We start from the raw sequence: 25692 nt of genomic DNA on the forward strand, positions 1-25692 counted from the left end.
GGTTAACCCGCAGCTTGTCTGCTGAAGTAGTGGCCCCTGGATTCCCCGGCCTGGAGGAGAAGAGACTCGACCTCCTCGTTTGAGATGGTCGCGTAGACGGCCTGCACACGAGCGAGCCAGTGCGCCTCAGCGTGGCTGTCGGAGAGAGGTTTGTCCCGAAGACCTCTCACCGGCAGCCGGGAGCGACCGCCGGAACGGGCGTTGTGCAACGCTGCCTTGATCCAGTATGCCTCCGCCGCTGGCTCAGGGTCCGGATGCCCGGAAGTTACGTCCTCTGCCGTATGCAGCAGGGTGGGAGTGGCGTGATGCCGAAGCTGCTCCACTGCGTCCGCTATCTCCTGCGTCCACCGATCAAGCCTGACATCCAGCGACGGCGAAGCGCGCGTCCACTCCCGCAGACGGGACGTTGACGGCTGGAAGGGGACATCAGGGAAGACCTCCATCAAATCGCGCCGCAACGGGTACAGCTTGTGCAGCGCTCGCCAGGTCGTCCAGCGCGCTGAGAGAGCTTTCGCGGAAGGGATGCTCGCTCCCGCGGCCCACAGGAGGGCGACTGTGAGATTGCTGGAATCTGCGACGACTCGCATGGTGGGAGCGCTGGCACTCGTCGGGTTCCAGACTGTGACGATCCGGAAAAGCGAGTACATCGTGTAGAGCCTCGTTGCGAGGGCCATAAGCGCGAGACCTGAGCGCAGAAGCCTTGTTTCCGCACGGCGAGCGGCGCGGCCCCATTGGAAGGCACAGGTTGCCGACGCGGACGCCAGGTACACGTACAGGATGCTGACGAAGGTGGCCGCACCCCATTGCCCTGCGTGGTCAGTGGCGAACTCCACGCTGGGCCGACTCCGGTCCACCGCAGTGAAGAAGAGCACGACCATCGCGCCGACAGCGCTGAGCGCACAGGCATGCGCGATGCCGTTGATGCGCCGGGATGTTCTCACGTAGCGCGGTGTGGCTGCCCCGGTCGCTGGCTTGCCGTAGATCGCCGTGATGTAGCGCAGCACGGCGAGGATGGCAACGATCGAGGTCAGGTACTTCACCAGCACGTACAGGTCGGTGATCGGTGCGTCCAAGGCGCGTTTTACAGCAGGAACACGGCACCACAGTGCGGCGGCGAACCCGGCACTGCAGGCCCAGAGAGCCCGTCTTTCTGGCTCGTCGTAGCGAAGCGCCGGCAACCGCCACAAGGCCATCAACGTCATGGCCACCGCCCCGATGTAGGTGCAGACGTTAAGCATCAGTGCGCCCTCGGAACTTCTCAGCAGGAGGCGGTGCCACGGGATGGGAGAGGCTCGACTCCAGGAGGCTCATCGGGTCCTTGCCGGCCCCTGCCCGCCGCTGAAGCTTGATCTTGATAAGAGTGGCGGAAAGCTCGGCCTCCCTCTCCTCAACCGTGCCGTAACGCGACCGGGCCTGGACTACCACACCGGGCCCCAGATCCGCAGTGATGCGCTCCCAGACGGAATCAGGAATGCTAAGCAGCGCCTCGCGGGGCGAGAGGGTGGAACGGTGGTCAAGCCACTCGTGCGCGAGCTCGTGCAGGATCGTGTGTTCCGTTTGGTGCGGGGTGGGGCGTCGCCGGAAGAGTATGTAGGTCGTATGCCGCCCTCGGATGCGTAGCCCGCACGCGGTGCGGCGATCAGATCTCGCGTCGTCTACCTCTATGAGGTGGATCGTGCGGCCACTGGCAGCCTCCATGTTCGCCACCAGGGCCCGCACACTGAAGGCGTCACTCGGGAGTGGCAAGTTGCTTAGCTTCGCTTCGCACTGCCGCCGCAGTTTGCGCATCTCGTTGCCCGAGAACAGTGCTCGCGACGAACTCATTGCCGCCCCTTCCTAGGTGTCACTTTTGCCACGCATGGCAGTCCGGTGCGAGGGGCACCTTGCTGCGAGCGACAGGTGAATCACGGGAAGGTCGGCCTTCCCGTGTAATGACCTTATGTCTGCCGCTCGGGGGTGATTGTGGCGTACATGCCCTGCAGTGGATTCGGCTAGAAGTGGAGAGAGGTTGTCGCGAGTGGTCAACGCTGGCGGAGAGTGGCGGATTTGGAGTGCCGAGCGCTGTGCGGGAAATGCTGCGTAAGGGGCAGTGGCGTCGACATCTATCCGCTTTCATGTGTCCCGAATCACAGAACCTTGAATTTTGGCCGCAGATGACGGAAAGGTCCGGTTGATTCGTTTCGTTGCTGAGCGGCTCGGGTCGGCAAGTCCGAGGCCCCATTCATCTTCCATTGACAGGTCTGTCTGGTGCTGTAAGTCGTAAGGTTGGGTTGTGTGGCGCCTTGAATCGCTAGTCACGGAAATCCCTAGACCCCAAAGCGACATGAAAGGGCGTCACTCTGGTGGGGGCTGTCGCGATTGATGAAATTCGCGCCGACGGGGGTTGCGGGGTGCGCTCAAGTAAGCAGCTGTGCGACCATTGATGACGTGCCGTCAGGTACCGCCGCTCGCCCGATTGTTGCATCAGCGGGGCTGGTCTCTCTATGGGTACGGAGGCGCGTTGGGGCCCTGTCGGCGCTAGTGGCTGACACCTAGACCCGGAAGGAACAGTTGGCCAAGATCCCGACCTATGCCGCCCGTGTCCAGGGTCTCCTCGATGCTGAGATTCGAGAGGCCGAGGTCGGCGGGGCCCCGGGCGCCGCGGCTTCGCAGCTCGCGGACGATGAGCGTGGCCAGTGCCGTGGCGCCCTTGATGCTGCGCGGGAAGCTCGCCTCCCACCACCGGGCCAGTGGGATCTTGGAGTGCCATCCGCGGCTGGTCATGCCGTCTTCGTACTCGGCGTGACCCGGGCTCCACTGGTCAGGCGAGTCGGTCGTGTCGATGAGCGCCATCAGCTCGTCATCTGGATTGCACAGGACAGCAAGGACCCGGTCTCCGTCGGCGTGATTAAGGAGATTGAAGCCCACTCCGGCCGTGCCGAGCTGTGCTGTCAACTGGTCCGACAAGGCGATTAGCAGGGTCCTCACCGACTGCTCTAGTTGCAGCCAGTCGGAGGCTGGAGGGGGTAGTGGCGCGACGGCGGCGGGCGTGCCCGAGTCGTGACGATTTAGCTGCCACAGGTAAGGCAGCTCACTGTACGTCGCCACCTGGTGGATGCCACTTCCCACCCCATGGCGGAAAGCGGCGGCCTCTCGGTCGGCAAGCTCATCGCTCCTGTGGACGGAGAGCTGCAATCCGCCTGATCCTTGATCCAAAAGGAGAGTGTTCGTCGCCGACTGCCAGCGGATGCTGGGACCGATGCCGCTTCCGCCGTATTGGGCAGGAGGACCCAGTCGTTCCTCAATAGCCTGCAGCGCGGCCTGGACGTGGATTATAGGGTCCTGGGCGGTCAGTGATATTCCGCACAGTTCTTCCAGCGGAGTCGGGGCCGCCTCGTAGTCAGCCGCCGTCGCCTGCTGGCACAGCCTCTCAGCCATTTCCGCTATGGGGGTTCGTTGCGCTCGCTCCATGTTCACTCAATGTACTGGATGATCGCGACGCGCCTTCCTGTCGCGGCGTTGCGCCCGGTGGTCGGAGCATTTCGTCTCACTCCTACTCGCATTGGAGTGATCATCTCGAACTGATTCCTTGGCGTACCGTGACCCGTGACGTCCCATTTATCTCCGTGGGGCTAATAGAACCGGCGGCGCCAATGAGCTGAGGCGGCAGGAGAGGGCTTCACAGCGGACGCTCTCCTCGGCCACACCTGGGACTATTGGTTGGGTGGCGCTGAGACAGCCTCGGTCTCCAGACTGCGGAATAGCTCGTCGCCCGGACGGGCCGCCGGTGATGCCGACCATTGGCTACCTCCGCAGCGGCTGCGATTGCTGGGGCGGTCAGTCGTATAGGTGGCCGAGCAGGGCGCCCTGTCCGGACTGGAGCACGTGCGCGGTCTTCAGCGGGATCCAGAAGCACTCAAACTGGGTGGGCTCCTGCTCGCCGTCGTGGTCCTCCCGGCTGGCCCACCGGTCCGGCGTCGGCTCGGCGAGCTCCAGGAGGAAGACGTGTCGCTCCTGGACCTCGGGTCTGTACGGCGTCATGTCGTACGTGGTCACCCCGACCTTCCGCACGATCTTGAAGTTATGCAGGCCGGTCTCCTCGCGGGCCTCGCGCAGCGCCGCCGCCTCTGGTTTCTCGCCCTCGCGGATAGTGCCGGCCGGGACCTGAACACCGACCTCCTCCCACGGAAAGTCGGTGTGGCGGTGAACGAGCAGGCTCTCGTCGCGCACGACGTAGCACAGGACCTTGGCCTTGGTGATCTTCTGGGACACGGGGGCACCCCTCATGGCAGCGGTGAAACGGACTGGTGATGCATTTCGTCCGCCGACTGCACGCCGGCTGCCGGACGCAACGAGGGGGCGAGCTTACGACGCCCGATTCGCGCGGTTGCGCTGGTCGTTTCATCGCCGCTGAACGGGCACGTCGGAGGAAGTCCACGGGCCGGTCGCCCACCACGAGCGGATGGGGGCGGCTCCGCTGCCCTTGGCGAGGGATCCGTCTGGCTGGCGGTCGGGCAGGCCGAGTAGCTGCTGTTCGACCGGGATGAGAGCGGGGTTTCCTCACCGCTGCCCGTAGCGCCGGATGCCGAGGACGGCCGCGGCCTGCTGATCGTCGAGCCCCTGTGTCTATGCTGGGGCCGTCGACCCGACCGAGACGGATCGCTGACCTGGACTTGTCTGTCCGCACCGGATGACGAGACCTCGCAGCACGAGCACGTCACGGACCCAGAACAGCTCCCAGACGCCGGTGGCCTGCCCCGGCCTGTGGCCTCGTGTCCGCGCGTCCCGCATCCCCCTCGTTCGAAGGAGACCTGTTGCCCGCCTCACCAGCGCATGCCGCGCCGACCCTCACCGAGTCGTGGGAGGTGCTCGCCGACGGCCTGCACGTGCAGCGTCTCGCCCTGCACCTGGCACAGTTGCACACGACCAGACCACCGCCATCAACGCCGGGGCGAGCGCGGTGACCGAGATGGCTTCCGGTGCGCTGGCCGCGCGCCCAGCCGTGCTGCGGTCCTCCGATTCCGCGACGAAGCACTGGGCCACCTCGGATCTCCCGACGAGCGCACACCGTGGTGGGCGACCTGGCTCACGAAGGACTCCGTGGACGCCGCAACCGGCCGGGCCTATCTCGCCTGCGACCAGCCGACGCGGGCCGTCCCCTTCCTGCGCAGCCGCGTCGAGGCGACCCCCCCCGACTACCCGCGCGACCACCTCCACGCAGTGCTCGACCTGGCCGACACCGTCCACCAGTGCGGCGACGGCGACCAGGCACGAGAACTCCTCAATCAGGCCGAAGGGCTCATCGGCACTGTCAGCTCCCAGCGCATGGTCCACCGGTTCGACACCCTGTCGTCAGCCGTCGCCGCCGCGTGAAAGCCGGGAATCGACACTGACAGCCCAGCTCCTGGTGCGCCGCGGCCACGGTGATCGGCGGGCGCCGCGAGCCTCTCCGTCGTTTTTCTCTCCGATTGTCCCGGCTTCCGCGCACCGCCGCAGGCCGCACCACGGACGTGAGCGGATCACCACACTTCACGGGCGCCGGGCAGGCCCGGTCCTTGGGGACGTGGCTGGGGCGAAGGCGGTGAAGTGCGCCGGCGGGTGGTCGATGGGCAGGTCGGGGCACCAGGCGGTGAGGATCTGGGCGCTGCAGACGAACAGGCCGTCGGGAACGTGATCGAGGGGGTACCATGCCCAGTCGCCGACGCTCTCGTCCGGCTGTGTGGCCGACTGCCCCTGCCAGGCGTGGACGAGCGCGCCGACGGTGACCCGCAGGATGTCTTCGACGTGGTCGACGAGCGTGCCCAGGAGCTTGACGTCTTCGGGGCGGGCGATCAGGCCGGTTTCCTCACCGAGTTCGCGGACCACGGTCTCCTCGAATGACTCCCCGGCCTCGACGGTTCCGCCGGGCAGTTCCAGGGTGCCGAGGCGGTGCCGGCCCAACAGGATGCCCTGCTCGCTGAGCACAATCGCTCCGACGCCGACGGCCGCGTGTGCAGATGGTGCTCGAGTGCTGCGGGGGCGGCTGGAGACGCGCGCCGGCCGGGCGGGCAGGCGCCGGGCGCGGATGAGCTGCTGGACGACCGTGGCGCTCTCGTCGGGGTGCGGAAACAGGTCGATGGCCTCGACGCGGAAGCCGTACTCGGTGAGCAGGTCCTCCCACAGTTGCGGTGCCAGGACCCACATGTGCGTGGGCAGGGGTGGGTCGTCGCGTAGCAGGATCATCTGCGCGCGCGGCGCCACCTCCGTGGACGGACCGCGCCCGTTCAGATCGGTGTGTAGGAGCGAGAGGACCACGGGGGCGCCGGGACGCAGGCCGTCGCGCAGCGCCGGCAGCGAGCGGTGCGGGTCGATGAAGGCGAGCGTTCCGATCGCGTACGCGGCGTCGAACGGCTCGGCGACAGCCAGGTACTCGGTCACGTCTGCTTGAACGAACTCCGCGCCGTCCACGTTCGCGTGGGTGGAGACGGCGCGTTCGTGCTGGGTCGGGGACAGTTCGATGCCGGTGACGCGGGCTCCGTGAGCCTGAGCGAGATGGGCGGCGTGGTGGCCAGCTCCTGACCCGATGTCCAGGACGCGGCGGCCGGTGACGTCACCGAGGACTTCTGCTCCTGGTCCGATCCCTGCCCAGGGTGTCCAGCCGAGCTGGTCGGGGATGGGTGGGGTGTAGGCACGGTCCAGTTGTCGCTGGCCGTAGATCTGCCAGGCCCGGGTGTTGGTCTCCTCGGCGGGCACGATTGCCTCCTGAGGCAGCGGATGTTGCTTGCGGGGATCGACGCGGAAGCTGTGGTCACGCACGTCCACGAGCGGCTCCCCGCACTCGCGCACTGGGATCGCGGCGAGCCGTGGATCGGACATCAACACCAGACTGCTCATCGAGTGTCCCTGTGACGGCTTGCCCTGCGGTGACGGGATGGCCGAGGCGTTAGCCGCCTCCGGTTCAACCTGGAGCGGGAGCTTGAGCAGCTTCTCGCGCAGGGTCGGGGAAAGCACCCGGTCCGCGGAACGCCACTCGATGCCGCCCACCTCGTCTTCTTGCAGCACCACTGGTACCTCGTCCGCAGTGTGCAGACGGAAGAGAAACCGCAGGTCGAAGTGGACGTGTCCGGGTTCGCCTTTGCTTGGGCGGGAGTCCATGTCGTGGATGTCGATGTCCAGCGGCACGGTCTCGTAGCCGGGCCACGGCGTGACGGCCTGGGGTGGGATCCCAGTCTCCTCGTGTAGCTCCCGCAGCGCCGCTGCTGGAAGGGACTCGTCGGAGGGCTCCGCGTGTCCGCCCGGGGGGAGTACCTTCCCGCTCGCCAGGTGCAGTACGTGCAGGACGTGGCCGAGCTGGTCGACGACGATCGCGGCGCAGGTGACGTGCCCGGTGAAGGTGGAACGGCTGGCGATGTCGGTGGGCTCGTCGAGGGCGCCGAGGAGGGCGCCGAGCTGATCGCGCTCGTAAGGGTGGCGAGCGAGGTAGGTATCGACGATGGTGCGGATGTGGTCGTGCGACAACGGCATGGGCTACCTCAGAGGTGCGTGGAGCGGGACGAGTCGAGGCGGGCGGTCGTTCGGGTCAGCTCAGCCGCATCCCCTCCGCGGGGATCTCCTCGATGGCGGCGGCGCGAGCGCCGGGCAGGTCCCACCGCTCCCGTGCTGTCTCCACCGCGAGCTGGGCTTGGCGCGCTCCGGGCGGTCCCCAGCCCAGCAGGGCGGCTGCCTGGGCAGGGGTGGCGAGCAGGCGTGCGAAGGGGCGGCCGGTGGCGGGGTCGACGGCCGCCGGCCCGATTGCGGTGACCCGGGCGGCCAGACGGAGCCGGGCGTTGGACCCCACCCCGCCGTAAACCTCGCCCGTCTCGTCCAATACCCAGCCCAGTCGCACCGGATCGGTCAGGGTGAGCTGGGCTTCTTCCGCAGCTTCCCGATGGAGGGTGTCCTCGGGCGTCGTGTCCGTTTTCTCCACGGTGCCGCCGGGCAGCATCGGCAGGGCACCCCGGGGACCAGGGTCGGCGACGAGAACGATCCTGCCGTCGGGGACGAAGCACCACGCCCAGGCTTGCTGCACAGGAAGCCTCCCGGGCACGGGGCCGCGGTTGAGGGGGCTGTCCCACATGGGGCGGAAGCGGACGTGGACGTCATGGTGGTCCAGCGGCGGGACGTCGAGGGTGGGACGGCCGTCGGCGAGGTGCGCGGTGGCGGTGTTCCCGAGCCGGGCACGGTAGGCGGCGAGCATGATCTGCCCGTCCACGGGACGCAGCCGCTGCACTGCGTCACGAGTCTCGAAGAAGGCGAACTCCGACAGTTCCTCGCGCGGCAGGCAGATCGCCTCGACCTGGTCGGCGGTGAGGGTTCCCCCGTCGAAGACGTACCGGATCTCTCCGGGGCAGGGCATGCCGAGCCGGATCTCGGCGTGGTGTGACGAAAGGGAGTGGACGGCGAGCACGTCCGCCACGGGCAGATCCGTCAGGCCCAATTCCTCGGTGATCTCGCGCCGGCAGGTGTCCAAGGGGTGCTCGCCGGGTTCGACGACGCCTCCGGGCAGTAGCCACCTGTCGTCCTCGTGGTAGGTGGGGTGGACCAGCAGGACGCGGCCGACTTGGTCGGTGATGATCGCGGCGGCCCCGAGCCACACTGCGTGACGGGTTGCGGCGTTCTGCGCTGTTGACAGGACGGACTGCGAGGCGGCTCGTGCTGGCGGGGGGAGGGAGGAGGACATGGCTCTGCCTTTCGGTGGGGCGGGTCATGCCTTGTCTGCGACGCTGGGCGAAGCAGGCTTAGGGATGTGCGGGGCCGGGGCGTACTGGGCGGCCTGTGTGTCGAACATGGCCGCATAGCGGCCACGTGCGGCGATGAGATCGTCGTGTGTGCCGTGCTCGGCGAGGCGCCCTTGGTTGAGGACATAGATGTGGTCGGCGTGGCGGACGCCGGACATTCGGTGGGTGACCAGGACGACGGCCCGGTGCGGAGCGGCGAGGCGGCGGATGCGGTCGAAGGCAGCGATCTCGGCTTCGGGGTCGAGGGCGGAGGTCGGCTCGTCGACGATGAGGACGCTGTCCTCCTGCGATGTTGAGCTGCGCCAGTGGGTGCGGGCTAGGCCCACCTTCTGCCACTCGCCGCCGGAGAGTTCGATGGCTCCGCGGAACATGCGGCCGAGCATGCTTTCCAGGCCGTTGGGGAGTTTGGCGGTGACGGATCCGGCTCCGGCGTAGTCGACGGACGTCTGCAGGTCATGCATCGAGGCGTCGTGGCCGGGGCGGCCGATGCGGATGTTCATGGCGGCGGTCACGGGCCAGCGCTGGAAGTCCTGTGTGAGAAGCGAGACGCGGTCGAAGACCTGGGAGCGCTCCAGACCGGAGACGTCGAACTCGCCCCACCTCACCGACCCGGCGTGAGGGAGGAGCAGACCGGACAGGATCTTCATCAACGTGCTTTTGCCGGAGCCGTTCTCGCCTACCACGGCAATGACCGACCCCATGGGGAAGGTGAGCGTCACGTCGTCCAGGGCCGGTGCGTCGCGGTCGGGGTACCGGTAGGTGACGTGTTCAAGGGAGACCTGCTTGACCTGGGCGGGGACGGGACTGCCGGCCTGAGGGATGGCGCGTTGCGCAGCTTCGACCAGGAACTGTCCGTGGTCCCGGACGTAGAGGGACTCTTCGTGCAGCTGGTTGATGTTCATCACCAGAGCACCCAGGCTCGCCGACCCGGTCCGTACCGCGATCACGGCAGTGCCGGCGACGGCGAGGCTCATGTGCCCGGCCATGATCAGCCAGATCATCGTTCCGTAGGTGGCGGCCATTGCCAGTCCGGACAGTGCGGAGGCGACCCATTCGGAGACGGCCTTGCTGGATGCCAGACGTTCCTGTTCTGATTCCGCGCTCGCTGCCATGCGCCGGTACCGCTCAAGGAGGAAAGGACCCACGGCGTGGATCCGCACTTCCTGAGCAGCAGTTCGCTCGGTGAGGAGGTTGCCGATGAGGCGGCTGGCCCGCAAGTGCTCGATCCAGCTCATCACTGACACATAGCGTTCCTGCGCCACTCGCATGGCGCCCCACCCGCGGGGGGCTGCGATGACTAGCAGCATCGGCAGCAGGGCCGGGTGCAGGATGGTGAGGACACCCGCCGTGGCGATCAGTGAGATGGTGCTGTTCAGCGCGGAGACGCAGGCGCCGATCATGCGGCGGGCAGAGGCGGGCCCGTATTGGGCAATGTCGATCAGGCGGCGGAAGTCCGGATCGTCGATGGCTTCGAGTTCGACCGAGGTTGCGGCGGCCAGGTATTGAGTCGTGGCAATCCGCTCCACAACCGGTTCGAGTCGTCCCGCTCGGGATGTCGACCAGCCGGCCAGAGCGGAGTTCACGACGGCGACGCCTGCGGCGGCGAGCAGCCCCGGCAGCAGGGCGTGCAACCGGTCGACCGTGTCACCGGCCCCCAGTAGCGCGTGCATGACCGCGTTGATGGCGAGCAGGCCGACCGCGGCGGCGATGCCCTGGCCAAGTTCGCTGACGGCCACGGCCACGAGCGCCCGGCGATCCGCACTCCAGGCCATCCGCAGGGTGGCGCTGACGAGTCCGGGCATCTGGCGCAGCGCCGACCGCATGGTCAAGTCCAAGCGGGCATGCTCGTGTTGGGACCAGCCCATGTCGTAGCGCAGGGGCCCGCCGAAGAGTTCTCGCTCTGCATCGGAGACCTGTGGCTCCGCCACGCGGACCTTGCCGAAGAATCGCTTCACTCGCTGCCTCCCTGGGTCGGCCTTTCAAAGCCCGGTAGGACGGGCCGTGGGTGGAACATGTGGAAGACGGTGGTGGTGTACGGGTGACAGTCCAGCGGAGGGCTCTCCATCGACACCCAGAACAAGCCCTCATGCTTGTCCGGCTCGGCGTTGTGCGACTCGCCCGACCACGACTGGGCGACGAAGACGGCGGTGACCCGGTCTAAGCCGTCGCCGGGGTCGTGGTGGTGAATGAGGCCGCAGAACTCCTGTTGCTCGGCGCTGATGCGGACCCCCGTCTCTTCCTCCGCTTCGCGCCGCGCGGCGTAGTCGAGCGGTTCGCCGACTTCCAGATGGCAACCCACGACAGTGAGTTGACCCGGTGCGAGGGCCGCGTCCGGTCTGCGACGTACGCACAGGGCGGCGCCGTTCGAACGGAGTAGGACCTGGGCCACGTCAGCATTCAGCAGGTGAGGCGCGTCGCTCACAGACGGCCCTCCTGTACCAGGCGATCGACGGTGCGCCGGCCGCGCGCGGTCACGAGCGGGTCTCCGCGCTGGGGACCGTAGGCGAGAGCGCTGATGGCATCAGCTGCTGCGAACGCTGTCAGCGCGTATTCCTCTGCCTCGGACAGTTGCCGGCCGTACCCCTCGAACAGGGCGGTCCGCAGCTCGGGATGATCTGGCCACAGGGAGGTGGCGAGCTTGACGAAATCGGTGACCCGGGGGCCCGGTTTGCTGTGCTCGAAGTCGATCAATGCGCAGCGCCGGCCGTTCCAGAGCACGTTGTGTTCCCAGAAGTCCCCGTGCCGCCATCCGGCCGGTAGCGGCCCGCAGTCGGGCAGCGTGCTCACCAGTCGCCGCAGACGGCCGGCCTCCATGACGGACAGATGGTCGCTGGCCTCCGCGAGGTGATTGTCCAGACCGCCCACGGTGTTCTCGACGACTGCGGCGGCTTCCGGCTTGTCCGGGGGGCAGGTCATCGCGTCGTGGAAGTGGCGAAGGAGCTGGCCGGTTTGCCGGTGGGCCGTGCGGCGGCGCGCGGGTGACTGCTCTTCCTTCAGCGGCTCGCCGTCCACGGCGGTCAGGATCAGGGCGAGCAGCTGTGCAGAGCTGTCGCGCAGCACTGGGGCGTTGCCGTAACCGAGGTGAGGAACGGCCTCCCGGTAGGCACGGGTCTCGCGCGTGTAGAGGATCGGCTTGGGCGCCACCTTCACGTAGTGGTCGCCGGCGGGGCCGGCCACCCTCCACACCTGGGAGTCGTCGCGGTCATGCGACGAGTCCCGCACGTCGTCCAAGGGGCCCAGCGCACTCTCCACCCAGGCGTGGAGGGGCGAGGGAAGGCGAGTCGATTCCGTCATGCCAGGTACCTCGTATCCGGTCGTGAACCGTCGGAGAGAAGGGCGGCGCGGCCGGAGGCGAGGTGAAGGCTGGCACCCGAGGAGGCAGCGCTGTTTTCGAACGCAGGATGAACGAGCGCAGGGCGGCGTACGGGATGCATGGGGGCTCCTCGGGGCGAGATGCGGACAGGTGATCGGGTAACGGTGGGTGTGCTGTCGCCGTAACGGGTAGAGGCGGGCGAAATCTAGAACCTGATTTCGAATACCGGGCCCTCTCCTTCTGTGGTCGGGTGAGGCGGGTTGTGATGCTGTGTTCGATCACCCATGTGGGTTGGGGTACCTCCTGCGGGGGATTGCCGGAGGTCGCCCGGTCGGTCATGGTGTGGCGAGGTCCGGGCGGAGGGCGATGGCGTCGCGAAGGAAGCTGCGCTTGGAGTAAAAGGTGTGCTCGGCCGCCCAGCCGTGACTTGCGAGGTACTCGCAGAGCCAGCTGTCGATCCGCTTCATCTCGGTGAGGACCTCGTCCTGGTCGTGGTCGAGGATGCTGCGCGAGCGGAGGTACTCCAGCTCGCACTGGGAGAGCACCACGTCGGGGGCTGCCAGGAGGGCGCAGCGGTCGAGGAAGATGCCGTAGACATGCCCGGTGCGCAGCGACTCGCACTGGATGTCGTAGCGGACGCGCTGGAAGGGCGGCATGGCCCGGACCTGGAGGCCCAGGTCTTCGCACAGGAACGCCTCGAAGCGGTCGGGCGTGATGTCGAGACCGGGGGTGAGTTCCTCGCGGCGGGCGAAGGCGTCCTCGGTGAACCACTTCCGCTTGAGCACGTGCCCGGCGGTGACGGTGGGGATGAAGGAGGCGTAGCCGATCTCGGGCTCGGGGCCGATGACGTCGAACAGGTGGTTCTCGGTGTGGTGGATCTGGAACTCTTCCCGGTACTCAGGGCGGCAGCCTTCCAGCTTGCCGTCGCGCAGTGCCTTGAGCAGTTCCATGGACGCGGCCCAGATGTCCGGTGCAGGGGCGAGCGTGTACTTGAACTCCAGCTCGGTGCCGGAGAAGTGCTTGCGGAAGTACCGCAGGTGGTTGTTGAGCGCCATGCTCGACTCGGTGTGCGCCGTCAGCACGGGCTCGAGCCACCGCAGTTCCCCGACCGGGCCGTGGCCGACTGGTCCTCGGGTGGTGCGGACGAAGCAGGCGTCCTCGGGGTGGAAGCGGATCTGCGCGTACACGTGGTAGCCGCCGCCGGGGTGTTCGGTCAGGTAGCACAGCGGCACCAGACCGGGTGCGGCCTCGGCGCCGACCAAGGCGCGCAGGGCGGGGCCGGCGATGGCGTCGGGGAACAGGTCGCCGCCGTCGATACTGGCCGCCCCAAGGCGGATGCCGCTGGCGCGCAGTGCTTCGGCCGGGCAGGTCCCCAAGACGTCCCAGCGGACGATCACGGTAGTGGCCGGTCGGCACTCCTCCTGTGGTGGCACCCGTACGAGCACGATCGGCTCGTTGGGTCGCCGTGGAGCGGTGCGGTTGAGGAGGTGGATGCCGCCGAGGACGACCCAGGCTCCCCGGTCCGATGGCTGGTCATCGTGCACGCTGCTCTCCTTCGTGTGAAGCGGGCGCCACGGTTGATCGCCTGCAGCCGAAGGGCCACCAGGCCGACCGGACATCCCCCGATGGCTGCCTGCTCGTCGCTGCGACGTCCGGCCGATTCGTCGGCCTAAGGTGTGCGGGTGAGTCAAGGTGAAGTCGGTCAGGTGATCTTGGACGAGGCTGTTGCGGATGCCCGCCTCGCCGCATGGGAGTTCGACGGTGCACGGGCCTGGCTGGAGGAAGCCCGCCGGGATCCGATGGAGCCGCTGGCGGCCGAGGTGTGGGTCACCGACCCTGCTTTCGAGCACGTCCTGCTGGTCAAGCACCGCGTGCGCGGATGGGTGCCGCCCGGCGGCAAGGTGGAGCCGGGTGAGACGCCGCGTGCGGCGGCGGCACGAGAGCTGCTGGAGGAAACCGGCCTGCGCAGCGAGCTGCTGCCCGAGCCCGCAGCCGTGGCGGTCCGTTCCTACCGGGCCGACTGGTCTGCGACGCTGGGCCTGTCCTACGCCGCAGTCGCCGGGCGCGACGTACCGCTCGCCGGGGAGCAGAACCAGCCGGCGGCATGGTTCCGTCTGGACGCCGACTGGGACAGCGTCTTCCCCGAGGACCGCGAGCGGATCCGTGCGCACGCTCGCCGCCTTGCGGCCTGCAGGGCGGTCGGCTCCCGCTGAGGTAGGCCCCTGGTCGCCGTTCACAGGACGGCCTCGATCCGGTTGAGGTCGGCCGAGGTCAGGGTGACGAGCTCCAAGTCGTGCAGGAAGCGGCACCAGACCGGCTCCAGCCCGGGCTCACGCTCGAACTTCCAACGATTCAAAGAACCGTTGGCGTACGCGGCGGTGCGCACCGCGTGCTGCTGCAGCTGGTCGGGGTGGATCCACCGAGGCGCGCGGACTTCCCGCGCCGAGGGGCGCAGCGATCCGGAAACCTCGGCCTCGAAGATCCACCATTGGTGGCCGACCGGGCCGCTGGGCGTGCGTCGGCAGCTGTTGGGCCGCCACCGTTCCAGCAGCAGGTGCAGGTGGGTGACGGTGAGACCGACCTCCTCGGTAACCTCGTCGCGAGCTGCTTGCTCGGGGCCGCCGTGCTGGTCGACGTGGCCGGCGACCGGGGCGATTCCGGCCGGAGCAGTCGCCCGCTCGAACACCAGCAGGCCGCTCGGCGACGAGATCAGTACCCCGACGCTTGCGTGGTCACAGAGGCGGACCCTGTCGCCGGGCGCCCGGGTCATGCAACGGCCTTTGGCCGTTGGGCGACGACGACGAGCCAGCTCGTCACGGCCGGGGCGCCGGGGGTGGTCATGGCGTAGGCCGCATCGAGGATCTGCATCCGCTGGGCGTGCGTGAAGTCGCCCTCGGGCCGTGCGAAATGGGGGATGGACAGCCACGCCTTTTTCTCCGCCATGGTGCTGTGCTGGGCGGTGACCTCGGTGCCGACGACCGTCAGTCCCGCCGCGGTCAGTTGCTCGGTGACTGTCTCCGGTGGCAGCTTCGGTGGCCTGTCCGCGTCGCTCGGCGGTGGGATGTATCCATGAGCTTCGGCGGCGACTTGGCGGATGAGGGCGTTCAGGGAAGGCCCGGTACGGACGGAAAGTTCGTCGGGGTGCCGGACGCCGGCGAAGCCACCGCCGATGTTGAAGACGAAGTGCCCGCCTGGGCGAAGGATGCGGGCGACGGCCGCGAACACTGTGGCGGTGTCGGTCTTCCAGATCGCGGAGTTGCACACCACGGCATCGGCGCTGTCGGCGTGGAGGTGGTCGGCGAGCTGTTCGGCTGGGGAGGTGACCCAGGTCAGGCGGGCGTCGGTCAGGGTGCGGCGGCCGACACGCTGCATCGCGGCGGCGTTGTCGACGGAGACGACCCGGGCGCGGGCCGGGATCAGGTCGAGGATCGCGCGGGCGGTCGCGCCGGCGCCGCCGCACAGGTCGACCACCAGGCTGGCGTCGGCCAGGTGGCCTCGGCGGGCGAGGTCGCGGCTGGTCGCGTCGTACATGGGGTGGTCGCGAGTGAAGGCGTTGTATGCCTCGGCGTTGGTGTCCTCGTCCCAGCCGAGGAGGGCGTCCTGGGGTGCCATGTGGGTGTGGCCTCGCTTCTCAGGGCGGCCCGGCAGTGGAGGCCGGGGATTTGGGCAGGTCAGAAGAGCGCGGACTGTACGGCGGTGGGCGGTGAGGAGAACTGGGCGCCGAGGACGATGCGCCGGCCCTTGAGGGTGCCGAGGTCGAGCAGGTAGGGCAGTTGTTCACCGTGGCCGTCGAGGGTGGCGAGGATTTGGGAGCCGAGGCAGGAGAGCACCGTCAGCCCGTGCTCACCGGAGCGCGGATCGTGCGGGTACAAGGCGCGCCCGGTCTCCGGCTTCCGCAGCAGGTCGCCTTCGCCGGGCGGTGTCCACGACTCCGGAGTGGCCGGGATGGTCAGGCGGCTCAGGGCCTCGATAGCGCGGTCGAGATGGTGCTGGTGGGCGGCGTGGGCCGGGGCGAGGTCGCACATCTCTGCCAGGGCCGTCAGCTTGGTCGCGGCGCGGACGCTCTGCGTCAGGCCGAGACGGCGGGTGAGGGCATCCTCCAGGAACCGCACGGCGCGGCCGTCAGCACTCCGGGCGAGATAGGTGGCGATCAGGACACCCTGCTCGTCGAGGCGGGAGCGCTTACGGGGTTCGGCCGCGGTGCCGATCTTGGTGGTGCCGTCGGCGAACGTCGCCAGGTACAGCCAGTGCGGCTGGGCCAAGTACGCCGCCAGGGCGTCGGGAACGTGCCCGCCGGAATGGAACCGGTGGGCGAAGCGGAAGTCGTCCCGGCCGGTGCAGGCCGGGCACTGGCCGCCCGCCTCGGCCGAGGCTCGGTCGGGGCAGGCGACCGCCTCGACGCGGACGCGGTCGGCGAACCGGTACCGGCCAGTGCACCACCGGCCGGCACCGCTCACCTGGTAACCAAGGCGCCTGCCCGTGACCGGGGCGTAGACAAGCGGTCCGCCGGTCACGGGGGCGAGCAGAAGACGGGGGTCTGCGCTCGCCCAGGTGATGCTGTGGCAGACGTATGTCCCGCTTGCGGGCAGGGCCTGGTCCATGGTGCGTTCCTTGTCGATCTGGGAGGCAGGGCCGGGTCAGACGGTCAGGTGCAGACGTTCGGCCAGGGCAGCGGAGGCGGCCTTGAAGACCTGGTCGCGGTCCAACGGAGCGACGTCCAGCATCAACCAGGCGCCCTCCGTCGCCTGGTCGCGCATCTGGTCCAGGACGGTGTCCTGGTAGCGGATGAAGTCCTCGTCGCCGGCGCCGGCGTGGCCGGCCTCCAGAGACGTGAACGAGCCCTTGCGGACGAGAGCCTCGCGGGCACCGATGTTCAGGAAGAACACAAGGTCCGGCTTCGTCAGATGGGCGAAGACCTGCTCGCACAGGCGGGAGGAGACCTCGGGGTTGACCGCGTACCGGGCGAGGATCTTGTGGTGCGCGTTGTCGAGGATCACGTGGGTGCCCGCAGCGAGGGCCGGCTGGATGACGAGCCGGTCCTGCAGGGTGTACCAGGAGGCCAGGGCCAGCAGCCAGTAGTGGTTGCCGCATGCCTGGGCGACGCGGGCGTCGCGCCGGTAGACCAGCTCGTTGAGGCGGTCGAGGTAGGTGGACAGCTCCGGGTCCTGGGGGATGCCGGTGCTGTGCTTGCCGATGAGGACTGCCGTGTGGCCGGTGTCGTTCAGGGCCTGGTGCAGGCGGGCGGCGAGGGTGGACTTCCCGGCCCCGTCGCCGCCGGCGAAGGTGATCAGCTTCCCGGCTGCGGGGGTGGTCGGCGCGTTCGCCGTCATCGGGACTCTCCCAGGGTGTGGGCCGCGCTGACGGTCAGGCGGCCGGTGATGATGGTGCGAATGCGGTCCACCAGGACGGCGCGCCGGCGCAGGACGTCGCTGTGACGCTCATTGGACAGGTCGGCGGGATAGTGAGTGGCGAGGTTGTTGGAAATGACGTGGAGGTAACCGAATCTGATCCCCGCCTGGCGTGCCGCCGCCCCCATGGGACCGATCTCCGGGTCGACGAAGGCGTACGAAGCGGTGTGCTGGAGAAGCCAGTCGCGGTTCTCCAGCAGGATCGACGGGGAGGAGACGTGCAGACCGCTGCGCACCCCGTCGTGGGTTTCGGCGTAGTCGCCGAAGAAGTCGTCCCAGGTCACCATCGCCCCGCGTAGCAGGCTGGTGTTGCCGGTCGCCAGCCAGGCGTTCGGTTCGATGCCGGGGGCCAGCGATCCGACCTTGCCGACGTAGACGACGTCGCCTGCGCCGAGTTCGGCCAGGCGCGCTACGACGCGTCCCGCCGCGTCTCCCCAGATGCTGTGGAGGAACCCGAGGTAGACCACGCGACGGCCCGCGACCTCGGTGCGCTGCCAGGCGTAGCCGGGCCCGCGGGTCCACACTCCGTTCGCCGGAGCGAGGTACTGAAGACCCCAGCCGACGATCACCAGGTCGCCGTCCAGCTCCAGGTCGAGCGCGTTGAGCGCCGCTCGGCACTCTTCCCGCTCGGGCGGCTGATAGGTGACGGTGCCTGCCGGGCGGCCGGTCATGGCCAGGTACGTGGAGATGATCAGGGCGTAGTGCTGGACGTAGTCGGCACCGGGGAACGCCTTGACGACGAGGTCACGGCCGTGGACCTCTGCGGTGGGCCGCTCGATGTTGAACAGCTTCCCGGTTTTCTCGTACCGGGAGACCACCGCCGCGCGGTCATAGCCGCCGATGACGCGGATGCTGTCCCAGCCCTGGTCCTGGATGAGGTGGTGGACCTTGATCTCCAGGTAGCGCAGCAGTCTCGCCTGGGTCATGGTGTGCCCGGCCGGGTCGATCGGGGCGGCGCGCAGGAGCCCAGGGGCGGGGTCGGCCAGTAACGGGGTCATCGGTGCTCCTCAGCGATCGTCACTGTGCTGCCGGCCGCCGCGCGGACGACGCAGATGTTCTTCCGGATGAGGTCGAACCGGTCCTCGGGGATCGGGCCGAGCTTCTCGATCCGGGGAGTGGAGGGCTTCTCGTACGGTCCTTCGGGCCGCAGGGCGACGCCCATCGCGCCGAGGATGACCGGGGCCGCGCCGTCCACCGAGGAGATCCACTCGTGCTCGCGCTGCTCGATCAGCTCCAGGTGCCCGGTCCGGCCCAGACCGAGCAGCCGGTAGACGAGCAGATCGTCGACCAGGCTGTGGTCCTGCAGGTAGGCGGTGGCCAACCAGCGGGTGCGGCACAGCTGCTCGTCGGGATCCGGTCGACGCGAGGCCGGCAGGGCGATGGCCCCGGCCCAGTCGCTGGTTACAAAGGCGTCGTAGGTGCGCAGCCACTCGTCATCGTCCGCGGCGTGCAGCACCGCGCACAGCCGGAATGCGTCACCGGACAGCTCCCGGATCTCGCGCGCGGCTCTCTCACTCGCCTTCAATGTCGCGGCCCCGTCCCGCATGACGTCCGGCAGAATGATCTCCCTCGCGGACACCGCCAGCGCGGCTTCGACAAGGCTTTCTGCCGGCAGGGCGTAGCCGAGGTCGAAGAGCCCGTTGTCGACGATGATCTCGGCTCCGCGCTCGGCCTCGCGAGCGAAGAAGGCCCGGTAGGTCTCGTCGGACAGCACGTGCTGGGCGGCCACGTGGTGGACGCGGGCCGGCTCCTGGGCGACGAAGTGCTCCAGGTAGGGAGGTGGAGCGATGACGGAGAAGTCGATGCCCTCGGTGGTGATCACGGCGCCCCCCAGAGCCCGGTGGTGAGGGTGAGGAACTGCTGGGAAAGGACGGGCTCGGTGCCGAAGCGCCCGCCTGAGTACACCGTGGTGGTGCGGGCCTCCTCCATCCGGACGCCCCGCATGCTCATGCACAGGTGCACACCGCGCACCGCGACGGCGACGTTCTCGTGTCCGATCACGCCGCCCAGGTATTCGGCGACCTGGCGGGTGAAGCGTTCCTGGACCTGCAGTCGGCCGGCGAAGTGCTGGGCGATCCGCCCGAACTTGGACAGGCCCACAATCTCCCCTGCTGGCACGTATCCAGCCGTGACCTGCAAGTTCATGGGCAGCATGTGGTGCTCGCAGAGCGACCACACGCTCATGCCGCCCACGATGACCAGCTGACCACTCAGATTGGACTCGGTGAAGCAGGTGGCCGTTGCGGCGCCGTCCGGGGACAGGAATGCGTTCCACCAGGCCGCGACGCGGTCCGGGGTGCCGGCCAGTCCCTCGCGGGCAGGGTCCTCGCCCAGCTCGACCAGGAGCTGGTGGATCAGTCCGGCGACCCGGCCGGTGTCGATGACCGCAGCGGGCTCGGGGAGGGCGGCGTTCGGCGCCGCCGCCGGGCTGGCGATAGAGGTCGTCATGGGCGTCTCTCGTTTCCGGGGACTGGGGGAACGAACGGATGATGGCGTGGCCGCGCGTGCGGTCAGCGGCCTCGGGTGCCAGCGAAGGCCAATACGTGGAGCCGGGTGGTGAAGTGCCAGTGCCGGGCCGCGACCGCGTCGGCGAGGACCCGGGTGGTCGCGATGAGCGCCTCGGGGGTGGTGCCCTCCGGCATCACCCACACCGGCGCGAGCCGGTGGGCGTAGGCCAGCTCGGCGATCCGGTCGAGGTCAGCCGTCGTCGAAGCGACGAACTTGAACGCCGCTCGTCCAGAGGCCACGAACGCCTCCAGCGCGGCGGGCACGATGCTCTTGCTCTCCTTTTCGCCGAAGCTCGCGAGCTTCGGCGAGACGTTGAACCGGACTGCGTCGGCTACCAGCTCGGGAGCAGGCGCGATGGTGCCGTTCGTCTCGAACTCGACCCGTTTGCCGGCGGCTATCAGCTCCTGGACGAGGGGCACCAGCGCCGCCTGCTGGATCAACGGCTCGCCACCGGTGATCACGACTAGCTCGAGCGACGAGGACTCCGCCCAGGCCACCAAGTCCGCCACGGTCCGCTTCGTCGACTCCTTGCGCGGATCGAACTGAGACCAGTCCCAGGTGTACTTCGTGTCGCATTTCGTGCAGCTGAGGTTGCACCGGGACAGGCGGATGAACAGCGCCGGGTGCCCGCAACTCGGGCCCTCGCCCTGGAAGGTCGGCACCTCGACGCCGAAACACTCCGCGACGAGCAGGCGGGATCCGCCCTCGTCAGACGTCGGTTCGAGGCTGACCGGCTCAGATGCGGTCACTGCCCCTCCACGTCGAAGCGGGCCCAGCTGCCCTGGGTCTCTCGGACCACGACGGCGGCCAGGCGGCCGGGGATGGCGAGCTGAAGGTTCTGGATGAACCAGCCAGCCAGGAACTGGGCCAGGCGCTCCGAGGTGGGCTCGAACGGAAGAACCTCGTGCAGGTTGCGATGATCGAGTTCGTTGTTCAGGAATTCCTTGAACGGGCCGAGCGCCCCGAAGTCCGTGACGAAGCCAGGCCCCTCCAGCGAGGGAGCGGTGACGATGACCTCGACCTCGTAGCTGTGCCCGTGCTGACGGGAGCACTTGTGCTCGTCCGGCAGCCCGGGAAGCCGGTGGCCAGCCTCGAAGCCGAACCTTTTACCGATGGTGAAATCGCCAGGCGGTAGTGGAACAGAACTGAAGTCCATCAGATTCCTTTGCGAGTTGAGGGCAAGGCTGCCTCGGGCGCGATGAAGCAGCCTCTTCTTCAGGCAGCTGCGGAGTGTTCGTGCGAGTGGGCTTGCGCGGCCTGGTCCAACACCCGGGTGAAGTGCTCGGCCCGCTCGTCGCCATCGGCCTCCTGGGCGCGGAGGTCACCGAAGTGCTTCCAGTACCGTCGGCTGACGTCGCTTTTCATGATCCACGCGGCGAAGAAGGGCAGGTTCGCCTTCGGGATGAAGCCGAGGCGGTCGCGCAGGCTGAACGTGCAAAGGAGCCGGTTGGCCGACATGAGCCGCATGTACTCCTCGGTCTCCATGTCCTCGGGCTTCCAGATCTCGGCGAGGTCGGCATTGGTGGAGATCTGTGCCAGCCAGTCGATCTGGTTATTCGCGAGAAGCGCCTCGTTCCGTTCGGCTTGGTGCCGCGCGTCCTGCCGGAGCCGGGCGGCTCCGACCACGGCGGTCGCGAGGGAGACTGCTGCGCCGGCAGCGAGGACGGTGGTGGTGAGCTTCATACGGAAACGGTCCTTTTCGCATGAGGGGTCGGTGGGTGCGTCGGATCGGTGGAGTGGCGGGGCTCGCTGGGTCATGCGACCTCCGCGAGCACGACGGTCGAGGAGTCGCCGGCCTGGTGATCGTGGGCGAACCGGCAACGCACCGTCTCCAGGGACGTGGCGATCGGTGACAGCCCGATGGAGGCCCTTCGCTGGTCCAAGGAGTCGGGCGCGCGCACCGGACACAGCTCAACTCCACTTGTGGTGAGGACCCGTTGAGTCCCGAACTCCTGGGGGCGACCGCTGTTGACCAGGGTGCGGTCGTAGAGGTGGGCCCAGTGCTGGACGCGCGCGTCGCCGTCCTGGACTGCGCGCTCCAGCAGGGTGGTGGCCGCCCGTTGGAAGTCGGCGTCGTCGTCGGCGTGAAGAGCCAGGCTCCAGGCGGCGCGTGCCGCTTCGGCGCCGACGAGGCGGTGGCCGGGCCAGTCGTGTTCGGCCAGGACGCGGCGCATCACCTTGGCGTCGGCGTGGTCGGCGTGACGGTCTTGGCCGAGTTGGACGGCGTCGAGCTGGTTGCGCAGGCGCTTGGCTCTGCGCGCTGCCGACTGTGTGGCGCGGGCGATGAGTTCGCGGGCGAGGTCCGGCCGCAGCGGTTCGGCGGCCGTCACGCGATGGTCCGGCTGTCTGCGGAGGACTGCGGTTCGTGGACCCGGCAGGCGATGAGCGCGCTCAGTCCAGAACGTTGCTCGGCGATGAGTTCGAGGCGAGCGACCCGCTCCTCGTGCTGTCCGGCCCCCGGTCCTCGTACGTCCCAGCCCATGTCGGTAAGCCGGCGAAGAAGAGGGGCGATCGGATCAACGTTGAGGGGATGGCGGGCCAGGGCCTCGGCGCGCACGAGGGGCAGGTCGAGTCGGGCGGCGAAGTCGGAGGCCCACAGGGTGATCAGCTGGATGGTGTCGTCGGTGCGGTCGGGCAGGGTGTGGATGCAGCTCAGGAAGAGGCACGACCCTTGGCCCCAGCGGAGGTCGGGCGCGCGCGGCGGGATCATGCAGGCCAGCAGCAGACCGTCCTCGAACAGTCCGGCCGGCTTCGCCTGCGGGTTGCGGAACAGGGCTGGGACATCGGCTCGGGCGGGTACCGGCAGGCCGCGCATGGTGAGCCAGCGCTGACGGTCCTGGACGAGCGCGGCGGCCTCGTCTCGCTCGGCGTCGGTGCAAAGAGTCCGCATTTCGTAGACGGCTGGTAACTCCAGCGGGCGCTGATGCCTGGGCCTGGGAGACGGCCCGGTGACCGGCGAGGCGGGCGACGGGTTCACTGGGGCGCTCCGCTCTTTGCCGTGCCGGTCGGCCTGGCGCCCAGCAGTCCCCACGCGTGGGCCAGGACGACGAGCTGGGTGAGGTCGGCGGCCCTGGTCGCGTCGAGCAGTTCGTCGAGTGCGGATCGAGTATCGGCGGGGGCGATCTTGGCAGCGAGGGCGATGTCGTGGGGCGTGCTGTGCTCAGCGACGGCCTTCAGCAGCAGCAGCTGCTCCGGACTGAGCTCCGGCGTTGACCTGTTCGTCGTGGGCGGGGTGACCTGCTCGGCCTCCAGCAGGAGATGCACGAGCACCTGCGGCTTGCAGCGTGGCGGGCAGTGGACGCTCGCCCGGATGTCGCGGACGTACTGGCGGACGGTGTGGTCCGACAGCCCGGTCCTCGTGGCGATCTCCAGGGGGGTGAGACTGCTCAGGAGGTGCTGGGCGACGCGCTTATGGGTCGGTTTCAGGGGTGAGATCGGTGCGCTGGTAGTCATGTCCAGAGTCCAGTAGCTGTCACCGCAGAGCGTTCCGTCGCTGTGTGAAAGCGAGGAACCTGCGGGACAGGGCGAGTGATGAAGGCGGAGGTGAACTGTGCTGGGAGCGTGGTGCCTGGACCGGCGTGCTCAAGCCCCGGGCCCGCGGCCGATGCTGGAGGCTTGAGCGCCGTGATCAGAAAAGTGGCATTGGCGCTGAAGGAGAGCGTTCGTTTGTTCGATGGTCAGCCGGAGTGTGATCTGGTCCGGGGCGTGCGCGCACCCGGGATCCGCAGTCGCGCTGACCGCGGATCCGACGGCGCCCCTCACCAGCCACTTGATTCGTTCAGCCAAACAGAACAGGCGGTCGGGACGGTGCGGGACAAGGGCGACAGCGATCCCTGGTGCGCCGAGGAGAGCGGCGAACCTGATCGCCGTGTCCAGGTCATCGTCGTCGGCGAGCGTCAGTTCTATGGCCCGGACACCGAGTGTGGTGATTCCGCTCATCAGGTCCTGGGTCTGGAGTAGGTGGGTCAGTTGGGCCGCGGTGGTGCGGGCGCGGATGTGGGGGTTCAGGAGGACGGCGATGAGCTGGTGGACGGCGGCGGCCGTGGTCATCGTGATGACGATGAAGCCGGTCTCGTTGTAGGCGGCGGTCCCGTCGATGCCCGTGCTGGTCATCCATGCGGTGGCAGCTTCGACGGTGCGGTCGAACGGCGCGTCGCTGCTGTGCACCGTCAGGCTCAGAGCTGTGCCGTGTTCCGGGACGTCGACGTTTGCGGCGAAGTATGCCTCGCGCACTGCGCCGTCCAGGAGCTGCTGTAGCGGGGCTGCCGGTTGGGGCACTTCTGGTTGTGCCGGCTGGATCATGGGTGCGGTCGTCTCTTTCTTGGCTGGGTTGACGGTTACCGGATGGGGTGTCGCCGGCCCCTGCGGGGGACGGGGGCCGACGACAGGGGCCCGTGCACGGCGGTTTGGATTCACGGGGTGCCGCCGTGCACGGGGGCTCATGCGGCGCTGGGGTCGGGTTGCGCCCAGGCGGCTTCGGCGGCCAGGCGCTCGGACCACTGGATGTGGTCTTCGTCGAAGGCGGCGTCGGCGAGGCGTATGCGCTGGACTTCGCCGGTTCCGGCCGGGGGGTGGGTGTGCTGGATGTCGCGCCACAGGCGCTGGAGGACGTACTCGCGGTCGAAGGCGTGGGCGCCGTGTAGTTCCATGGCGTCCTGGGCGGACGTCATGGCCCACTGGTGGCCCAGGTACTTCGCGTTGATCAGCTCGGCGTCGCAGGACAGGCCCTGGTCGAGGAGGTGCACGGACTGGTAGGCCAGGATGCGTGCAGCGCGCAGGCGGGCCTCCATGTCGCCGACGCGGTCCCGCAGGACCGGCAGATCGGACAGGGCGCCCCGGTAGCGGGGCCGGGTCTTCAGGTAGGAGGTCGTGGTGGCGGCGACCGCCTCGTGGATGCCCAGGCTGACGGCGGCCAAGTTGGGACGGCCGTACAGGATGCTGCTGCTCTGGGCCACGCTCAACCCCTGGCCGGTTTCGCCGACCACGTTGTCCATGGGAACGCGGACGTGGTCGAGGTCGAGGCGGCCGGCGGAGAAGCCGTGCAGGCCGAGGCCAGGGCGGTGGTCGGCGACGGAGAGTCCGGGGCGATCGGATTCGACCATGAATGCGGTCAGCGCATGGGAGGTACGCACGCCTGCCTCGGCGGTCCGGGCGATCACGAGGTGGGCTCCCGCGAGATGGCTGTTGCCGATGTGAACCTTGCTGCCGGTGATCACCCACTCGTTGCCGTCGCGCTTGGCTGTGGTCTCGATCCCGCCGATGTGCCCGCCGGCGGTCGGTTCGGTCACCGCGATCGACAGGAGCAGCGAACCGTCCGCCACCCCCGGCAGCCAGCGGCCTTTCTGGTCATCGGTGGCGAAGTGCAACAGGGCGCCGACGGGGATCAGGGTGGCCTGCAGGATGGCTGCGGCAGCCGCCGAGACGCAGCCGATGCGGTGGATCAGAACCGTCTTGGCCACATGACCGGCGCCCAGACCGCCGAAGACGGGCGGGACAGTGACGGCGAACCAGCCCCGCGCGGCCATCAGATCGGCGACCTTGCGCTCCACCCTGCCCGGAGCGGCTTCCATCCGCACGGCGCGCGGCGCGACGTACTCGACCGCGAAGGCGTCCGCCTCGTTCCACAGCAGTTCGTGGCGGGCGGTGAGATAAGGACGCAGCGCCGGAGGCGGTGTGGCGGGTTTGGCGGGCATGGTCGTCTCCCTCTCCCTGGATGAAGGTCGCGCGG

Annotated in this window: 27 protein-coding genes and 1 pseudogene; 3 read left to right on the plus strand and 25 right to left on the minus strand. The window is 68.5% G+C overall.

Annotated features, from left to right (window positions below; all coding sequences use genetic code 11):
* Nucleotides 1-2: 2 nt before the first annotated feature.
* The 3 genes from ACIRJR_RS24555 to ACIRJR_RS24565 all read right to left on the minus strand — a co-directional run bounded on the left by ACIRJR_RS24555 (nt 3) and on the right by ACIRJR_RS24565 (nt 4251).
* Entirely contained in the window at nt 3-1208 is a 1206-nt protein-coding gene (locus ACIRJR_RS24555) for an MAB_1171c family putative transporter (RefSeq protein WP_403784300.1), read from the minus strand.
* 1309 nt (nt 1209-2517) lie between these two features.
* Complete coding sequence (locus ACIRJR_RS24560; protein ID WP_403784302.1) at nt 2518-3417, minus strand: hypothetical protein; 900 nt, start codon at nt 3415-3417, stop codon at nt 2518-2520.
* A gap of 399 nt (nt 3418-3816) precedes the next feature.
* Complete coding sequence (locus tag ACIRJR_RS24565; RefSeq protein ID WP_388207700.1) at nt 3817-4251, minus strand: NUDIX domain-containing protein; 435 nt, start codon at nt 4249-4251, stop codon at nt 3817-3819.
* Between the two features lie 542 nt (nt 4252-4793).
* Between ACIRJR_RS24565 and ACIRJR_RS24570 the strand changes: the two genes are divergently transcribed.
* Both ACIRJR_RS24570 and ACIRJR_RS24575 read left to right on the plus strand, forming a co-directional pair.
* Nucleotides 4794-4943 carry a hypothetical protein gene (locus ACIRJR_RS24570; protein WP_388207697.1) on the plus strand — a complete coding sequence of 50 codons (150 nt, stop codon included), beginning with the start codon at nt 4794-4796 and terminating at the stop codon, nt 4941-4943.
* A gap of 136 nt (nt 4944-5079) precedes the next feature.
* On the plus strand, nt 5080-5352 hold the full coding sequence (locus ACIRJR_RS24575) for a hypothetical protein (RefSeq protein ID WP_403784305.1): 273 nt from the start codon (nt 5080-5082) through the stop codon (nt 5350-5352).
* 156 nt (nt 5353-5508) lie between these two features.
* Here the strand turns inward: ACIRJR_RS24575 and ACIRJR_RS24580 are convergent, their stop codons facing one another.
* From ACIRJR_RS24580 to ACIRJR_RS24610, 7 genes and pseudogenes are all read right to left on the minus strand, one after another.
* Nucleotides 5509-6711 (minus strand): NUDIX domain-containing protein, encoded by a 1203-nt coding sequence (locus ACIRJR_RS24580; protein ID WP_403784737.1) that lies wholly within the window; start codon nt 6709-6711, stop codon nt 5509-5511.
* Nucleotides 6712-6960: 249 nt separating this feature from the next.
* Nucleotides 6961-7482, minus strand: a pseudogene (locus ACIRJR_RS24585) (NUDIX hydrolase); the annotation flags it as partial.
* Nucleotides 7483-7537: 55 nt separating this feature from the next.
* Nucleotides 7538-8677, minus strand: coding sequence for an NUDIX hydrolase (locus ACIRJR_RS24590; protein ID WP_403784307.1), 1140 nt, complete (start codon nt 8675-8677; stop codon nt 7538-7540).
* A 24-nt stretch (nt 8678-8701) separates the two neighbouring features.
* Nucleotides 8702-10690, minus strand: a complete 1989-nt coding sequence (locus tag ACIRJR_RS24595) for an ABC transporter ATP-binding protein (RefSeq protein ID WP_403784309.1) — start codon at nt 10688-10690, stop codon at nt 8702-8704.
* The gene (locus ACIRJR_RS24600) at nt 10687-11157 is read right to left on the minus strand and encodes an NUDIX domain-containing protein (RefSeq protein WP_403784310.1); all 471 of its coding nucleotides are present in this window, start codon (nt 11155-11157) and stop codon (nt 10687-10689) included. Before ACIRJR_RS24600 ends, ACIRJR_RS24595 begins: the two co-directional genes overlap by 4 nt.
* Nucleotides 11154-11957, minus strand: coding sequence for an aminoglycoside phosphotransferase family protein (locus ACIRJR_RS24605; RefSeq protein WP_403784739.1), 804 nt, complete (start codon nt 11955-11957; stop codon nt 11154-11156). The genes ACIRJR_RS24600 and ACIRJR_RS24605 overlap by 4 nt, the downstream gene beginning before the upstream one ends.
* 426 nt (nt 11958-12383) lie before the next feature.
* Nucleotides 12384-13592: a hypothetical protein gene (locus tag ACIRJR_RS24610; protein WP_403784311.1), complete on the minus strand. Its 1209-nt coding sequence runs from the start codon at nt 13590-13592 to the stop codon at nt 12384-12386.
* Nucleotides 13593-13754: 162 nt separating this feature from the next.
* Between ACIRJR_RS24610 and ACIRJR_RS24615 the strand changes: the two genes are divergently transcribed.
* Nucleotides 13755-14261, plus strand: coding sequence for an NUDIX domain-containing protein (locus ACIRJR_RS24615; protein WP_403784313.1), 507 nt, complete (start codon nt 13755-13757; stop codon nt 14259-14261).
* A gap of 20 nt (nt 14262-14281) precedes the next feature.
* Here ACIRJR_RS24615 and ACIRJR_RS24620 read toward each other — a convergent pair whose 3' ends face one another.
* The 15 genes from ACIRJR_RS24620 to ACIRJR_RS24690 all read right to left on the minus strand — a co-directional run bounded on the left by ACIRJR_RS24620 (nt 14282) and on the right by ACIRJR_RS24690 (nt 25657).
* Nucleotides 14282-14818: an NUDIX domain-containing protein gene (locus ACIRJR_RS24620; protein ID WP_403784315.1), complete on the minus strand. Its 537-nt coding sequence runs from the start codon at nt 14816-14818 to the stop codon at nt 14282-14284.
* Nucleotides 14815-15660 (minus strand): class I SAM-dependent methyltransferase, encoded by an 846-nt coding sequence (locus tag ACIRJR_RS24625; protein ID WP_403784317.1) that lies wholly within the window; start codon nt 15658-15660, stop codon nt 14815-14817. The genes ACIRJR_RS24620 and ACIRJR_RS24625 overlap by 4 nt, the downstream gene beginning before the upstream one ends.
* Before the next feature lie 59 nt (nt 15661-15719).
* Nucleotides 15720-16649, minus strand: coding sequence for a DUF2797 domain-containing protein (locus tag ACIRJR_RS24630; protein WP_403784319.1), 930 nt, complete (start codon nt 16647-16649; stop codon nt 15720-15722).
* 36 nt (nt 16650-16685) lie between these two features.
* Nucleotides 16686-17378 carry a dTMP kinase gene (locus ACIRJR_RS24635; RefSeq protein ID WP_403784321.1) on the minus strand — a complete coding sequence of 231 codons (693 nt, stop codon included), beginning with the start codon at nt 17376-17378 and terminating at the stop codon, nt 16686-16688.
* A complete protein-coding gene (locus ACIRJR_RS24640) occupies nt 17375-18454 on the minus strand; it encodes a hypothetical protein (protein WP_403784323.1) in 1080 nt (359 codons plus the stop codon). The genes ACIRJR_RS24635 and ACIRJR_RS24640 overlap by 4 nt, the downstream gene beginning before the upstream one ends.
* Nucleotides 18451-19278 (minus strand): hypothetical protein, encoded by an 828-nt coding sequence (locus ACIRJR_RS24645; protein ID WP_403784325.1) that lies wholly within the window; start codon nt 19276-19278, stop codon nt 18451-18453. Before ACIRJR_RS24645 ends, ACIRJR_RS24640 begins: the two co-directional genes overlap by 4 nt.
* Nucleotides 19275-19904 (minus strand): GTP cyclohydrolase I, encoded by a 630-nt coding sequence (folE, locus tag ACIRJR_RS24650; protein ID WP_403784327.1) that lies wholly within the window; start codon nt 19902-19904, stop codon nt 19275-19277. Before folE ends, ACIRJR_RS24645 begins: the two co-directional genes overlap by 4 nt.
* A gap of 62 nt (nt 19905-19966) precedes the next feature.
* Nucleotides 19967-20713 carry a 7-carboxy-7-deazaguanine synthase QueE gene (locus ACIRJR_RS24655; RefSeq protein ID WP_403784329.1) on the minus strand — a complete coding sequence of 249 codons (747 nt, stop codon included), beginning with the start codon at nt 20711-20713 and terminating at the stop codon, nt 19967-19969.
* Nucleotides 20710-21120 (minus strand): 6-pyruvoyl trahydropterin synthase family protein, encoded by a 411-nt coding sequence (locus ACIRJR_RS24660; RefSeq protein ID WP_403784331.1) that lies wholly within the window; start codon nt 21118-21120, stop codon nt 20710-20712. Before ACIRJR_RS24660 ends, ACIRJR_RS24655 begins: the two co-directional genes overlap by 4 nt.
* A gap of 59 nt (nt 21121-21179) precedes the next feature.
* On the minus strand, nt 21180-21647 hold the full coding sequence (locus ACIRJR_RS24665) for a DUF6082 family protein (protein WP_403784332.1): 468 nt from the start codon (nt 21645-21647) through the stop codon (nt 21180-21182).
* 71 nt (nt 21648-21718) lie between these two features.
* Nucleotides 21719-22294, minus strand: coding sequence for a DUF6624 domain-containing protein (locus ACIRJR_RS24670; protein ID WP_403784334.1), 576 nt, complete (start codon nt 22292-22294; stop codon nt 21719-21721).
* Complete coding sequence (locus ACIRJR_RS24675; protein WP_403784336.1) at nt 22291-22854, minus strand: hypothetical protein; 564 nt, start codon at nt 22852-22854, stop codon at nt 22291-22293. Before ACIRJR_RS24675 ends, ACIRJR_RS24670 begins: the two co-directional genes overlap by 4 nt.
* Before the next feature lie 83 nt (nt 22855-22937).
* Nucleotides 22938-23417: a DNA-binding protein gene (locus ACIRJR_RS24680; RefSeq protein WP_403784338.1), complete on the minus strand. Its 480-nt coding sequence runs from the start codon at nt 23415-23417 to the stop codon at nt 22938-22940.
* Nucleotides 23418-23546: 129 nt separating this feature from the next.
* The gene (locus ACIRJR_RS24685) at nt 23547-24266 is read right to left on the minus strand and encodes a hypothetical protein (RefSeq protein ID WP_403784340.1); all 720 of its coding nucleotides are present in this window, start codon (nt 24264-24266) and stop codon (nt 23547-23549) included.
* 137 nt (nt 24267-24403) lie between these two features.
* On the minus strand, nt 24404-25657 hold the full coding sequence (locus ACIRJR_RS24690) for an acyl-CoA dehydrogenase family protein (RefSeq protein WP_403784342.1): 1254 nt from the start codon (nt 25655-25657) through the stop codon (nt 24404-24406).
* Between the last annotated feature and the right edge of the window lie 35 nt (nt 25658-25692).

The sequence above is a fragment of the Streptomyces sp. NPDC102402 genome (assembly GCF_044765765.1).
Taxonomy (GTDB): Bacteria; Actinomycetota; Actinomycetes; order Streptomycetales; family Streptomycetaceae; genus Streptomyces.